This window comes from Aquaspirillum serpens DSM 68, assembly GCF_000420525.1.
GTDB lineage: Bacteria > Pseudomonadota > Gammaproteobacteria > Burkholderiales > Aquaspirillaceae > Aquaspirillum > Aquaspirillum serpens.
This window is the reverse complement of the sequence record NZ_ATVC01000097.1, coordinates 1-4,118: the sequence shown is the minus strand read 5'-3', so window position 1 is coordinate 4,118 and position 4,118 is coordinate 1. Positions and strand designations below refer to the sequence as shown.

The 4,118-nt window shown below is 50.7% G+C and carries 6 protein-coding genes; 1 reads left to right on the top strand and 5 read right to left on the bottom strand.

The genetic code is table 11. The annotated features are described in order from the left end of the window. The 4 genes from G465_RS0112505 to G465_RS14780 all read right to left on the bottom strand — a co-directional run. On the bottom strand, positions 1 to 290 hold a 290-nt coding region (locus G465_RS0112505; RefSeq protein ID WP_022654337.1), incomplete at its 3' end, for an Rpn family recombination-promoting nuclease/putative transposase. A gap of 159 nt (positions 291 to 449) precedes the next feature. Continuing rightward, entirely contained in the window at positions 450 to 668 is a 219-nt protein-coding gene (locus tag G465_RS0112495) for a hypothetical protein (RefSeq protein WP_022654778.1), read from the bottom strand. A 66-nt stretch (positions 669 to 734) separates the two neighbouring features. Then, positions 735 to 1,283 (bottom strand): response regulator transcription factor, encoded by a 549-nt coding sequence (locus G465_RS0112490; RefSeq protein WP_022654777.1) that lies wholly within the window; start codon positions 1,281 to 1,283, stop codon positions 735 to 737. Continuing rightward, entirely contained in the window at positions 1,276 to 2,523 is a 1,248-nt protein-coding gene (locus G465_RS14780; protein ID WP_022654776.1) for an ATP-binding protein, read from the bottom strand. Before G465_RS14780 ends, G465_RS0112490 begins: the two co-directional genes overlap by 8 nt. Before the next feature lie 189 nt (positions 2,524 to 2,712). Between G465_RS14780 and G465_RS0112480 the strand changes: the two genes are divergently transcribed. Further along, entirely contained in the window at positions 2,713 to 3,498 is a 786-nt protein-coding gene (locus G465_RS0112480; RefSeq protein WP_022654775.1) for a TIGR00266 family protein, read from the top strand. Between the two features lie 53 nt (positions 3,499 to 3,551). On the opposite strand, the gene G465_RS0112475 is transcribed toward G465_RS0112480, so the two are convergent. Further along, positions 3,552 to 3,785, bottom strand: coding sequence for a toxin-antitoxin system HicB family antitoxin (locus tag G465_RS0112475; RefSeq protein WP_022654774.1), 234 nt, complete (start codon positions 3,783 to 3,785; stop codon positions 3,552 to 3,554). Between the last annotated feature and the right edge of the window lie 333 nt (positions 3,786 to 4,118).

Genomic DNA, 4,118 nt, shown 5'->3' with positions numbered 1-4,118 from the left:
CTGATTAAACGCGAACTGTAATACAGACTTCTCTCTCCCCAATACGTCTGTTTCCGCACCTGAATTTCAATATTGTATTGCACCCCAAAATCATCTTTCGCCAACACATCTAACACGATTTCTTTGGCGTGTAGGTCTTCACCGGAGATATTGGGATTGAGAATATCAGTGATGGTAATCGGCGGTTGATCGTAGCGGATGCTGTTAATCAAATCCGACAGCAATTCCGGTGATTGAGCAAAGAGACGTTTGAAGATGTAATCGTTCTTCGGGTCGAGCAATGGCAACATGGTTGGGGCAGAGACGGAAAGTAATACGGATGATTATAGTAGGGTGGATAAACATAGTGCATCCACCCAAAACAAACATGGAGCAATCAAATTAGGATGGTGGGGACAAAATTGGCGGATGGGTATGGCGGATGCGCTGCGCTTATCCGCCGTACAGCACTAAAACGCTTTCATGTACGAGCCACGCACGGCGAGTGTTTGCATGTGTAGCGTATTGTTCTGCGGTAATTCAATGTCTCGATCGGCACTGTATACGGTGAATAATCTAGTGCCGGGGTCAAGCGGATAGTAATCGGCAGGGTAAACATCATTGACAGCAGCTTGAGCAAGCGGCGCAGCGAAAAATACGGCAATGGCCGCTGACAGCGATTTCGACATGATAAGCAGCACCGGAAAAGAATAGCGCAGGATTCTAGAGAGATGAGTGTGATGCGACAAACATTATCACCGCGAAACCGGCTTTTTAGCCAACATCCGTTGTAGGGTGCGGCGGTGCATATTGAGGGCGCGGGCGGTGGCGGAGATATTGCCATCGTGTTCGGCTAATACCCGTTGAATATGCTCCCATGCCAAGCGGCGGACGGACATTGGAGCCTCGGGTGCGGCTTGTTCTAGGTTCGGTTCGAGGTCATCGAGCGCATGTAAGATATCATCGGCACTGGCTGGTTTGGCTAAGTAGTTGTCAGCGCCTAATTTAATCGCATCAACCGCCGTGGCGATGCTAGCAAAGCCGGTTAACACTAGAATTTTGCTGTCTGGCAACACTTCTCGCAGGCGCGGCAACAGGCGCAAACCGCTATCTCCCGCCAAATTTAAGTCCAAGACCACCCGTTCTGGCAGGTGTGGCGGCGGCACATCGAGCCACGTTTCTACCGCGTTAGCATTGTGCAAACGCTCCACCGGCCAACCGCGCCGCGCTAAAGCCCGTACCATTAACTGACCAAAACTTTCATCATCATCAATCAACAATAAATACGCTTGCTGTTCAGACATGGTGGTTTCCTTCTTGTGCTGGCCACGGTAATTTAACAGTCGCCAAAACTCCTCCGCCCTGTCGGTTCACTAAACTGACTTCACCGCCAAGCCGTTCAAAACTGGCATGGGCCAAAAATACGCCAATTCCCATCCCATCGGGTTTATTCGAGCGCATCGGTTGTCCTAGCTGGTTGAGCTGTTCTTCGCTAAGGCTGGGGCCTCGGTTGGCAATGGTGACTTCTAACCAGTTGGGTTGCCATTCAGCGGTCAAGGTCACGGTTTCTGACGATGCATCCACGGCATTGTTGAGTAAATTGAGTAATGCCGGTGCAAAAGTTGGGTCGAGGTGTCCGGTCGGGGCGCTATCGAGTTGCAGGGTGGTGCTGATGTGGGCATGGGGGCGGAGGCTGGCCCAGTGTTCTAGGATGCGATTAAATTGTGTTGCTAATGATTCCACTGCCGGTGGTTGGCCGTTGACCTGTTCGGCTAGCCGCATCAAAGCACGTTTACAGGTGTTCACTTGTTCGGAAGCCAACGCTAAGTCTTGTTCTAATAAAGGATGTTGCCCTGCGTAATCGAGCTGCATTTCATCTAGCAGCAAACGCAAAGTTGATAGCGGTGTGCCAAGCTCGTGGGCGGTACCGGCGGCTAAAGTGCCAATCGCGAGTAACCGTTCATCGCGCAGCTGTGCTTCACGCATCGCGGCAATTTGCTGTTCCCGTTGGCGCAGTTGGGTTGCCATTCGTAGCAAGAGCGCGGTGATTAACATCGCCGCGAGGCCAAACGTCGCCCACATCCCGAGTAGATGAATGCGGAACACAAATAGCGGATCCCCTGGGATGCCGGGCAAGGGGAGGTAAAACCACATTAAAAAGCTATAGACCGCCACCGCCCACGCGACAATCAGCCATGCCAAGCGCGGGGGTAATAAGACGGCGGCAATCGCCACAATCAGCAAATACAGCGTCACCACCGGATTGCCGGCGCCACCGGTAAAAAACAGTAGGATGCCGAGGGCACCGACGTCTAAACACAGTTGAAATGCCAATTCAAAGGCATCATGATGTAATCCTGCTTGGGTGGTTCGCCATGATAAATAGACATTAAGCGCAGTCAGTCCACTTAAACACAACACCAAGGGGACAACGGGTAGCTCAATCCCCAACCCACCGAGCGCAATCGCCAACCCCAACGCCGCCACAATAATAAAACCCCAACGGAGCCGAACCAGTTGTGCGAGTTGTGCGGAAAAGTGCATGGAGAAACCATCAGCAGAGGAAACAGGAACAGTGTAACACCAAAAAAAAGCGCAGGATGGAGCCACCAATCCTGCGGAACCTTGGAACAACAATGTGAGAAAAAGTATAACGTACTCCGTTATTTCTATCCTGCGGCACATTGACGCATCGCATCAAACAGCACATCAAAATCATCAGGAGCTTCTGATATGAGTATGGACGTCATTGACTTTGAGATTTACGGCGATGATATGCAGTTCGTCGAAATTGAGCTCGACCCCGGCGAGGCAGCGGTTGGTGAGGCCGGTAGCATGATGTATATGGAAGACCATATCCGAATGGATACGGTTTTTGGTGATGGTTCAGCTCAGCAATCTGGCGTGTTTGGTAAGTTACTGGGGGCGGGAAAACGCTTGCTTACCGGTGAAAGTTTATTCACCACCGTCTTTATCAATGAAGGCAACCAAAAACGTAAAGTGGCTTTTGCTGCATCGTATCCGGGTAAAATTATTCCGGTGCATCTATTAGAGTTGGGTGGGATGTTGTATGCACAAAAAGACAGTTTTTTATGTGCGGCCAAAGGGGTGAGTTTGGGCATTGCATTCCAGAAAAAACTCGGCGCAGGCTTGTTTGGTGGCGAGGGGTTTGTGATGCAAAAACTGGAAGGTGATGGTTATGTATTTATTCACGCCGGCGGCACGCTATTAGAACGTCAACTGGCGCCGGGTGAAAAAATCCGTGTTGATACCGGTTGTGTGGTGGCGTATCAGCCAACGGTCGATATGGATATTCAATTTGTCGGTGGGGTGAAAAGTGCGCTGTTTGGTGGTGAAGGGTTGTTCTTTGCCACCCTCACGGGCCCTGGGCATGTGTGGTTACAATCGTTGCCGCTGTCGCGCCTTGCCGACCGTATTGTGGCGAGTGCGCCTAGCCTTGGCGGTAAGCAACAAGGCGAGGGCTCGGTGTTAGGTGGCATGGGGACTGGACGTTCTTAAACCACACCCCAACCGATCGGGCATGTGCCGACCACGGGGCCGACACATGCCGATTATCTTCCATCCATCTGGTCTGGAAGATTGGGGACAGCATTCAGATAACGTTCAAAATCTTGTCGCTGACCACTGGCCGCTTCTTGACGTAAATAATCAATGGTAAGCATGGAAGCTAGCTTCTCTGCTGCCGCACTGGCAATAAACTGATTCACTGAAATTTCATCACGGGCAGCTAATTCTCGAATTTTGGCATGTACCGAATTGGGTAATCGTACAGTTAAAGCACTCATCATAGACTCCTCAACAAAGCCAGAAAATTAGCGGGTGTAATCGCTGTGACACCGAGTTCACCAATACGCGCAAAGTCTTTTACCCTATGCGCGCAAAGCCTCGGGGTTCAGCCTGAGGTCAAGAGCGCGGACGCTGAAGGCGTCCTAGTGTGATGGTTTGTATTCTTCAGATTATCTTTGAATATCAATCATCACATCACAACAGCTTGCTATAATTTTGTCATGGAAACCGTAAAAACACTGAAACTGCGCATCAAAGACAAGCACGCGAAAGTGTTGCTGGCAATGGCGCGTGATGTGAATACGGTTTGGAATTTTTGCAACGAAACCCAG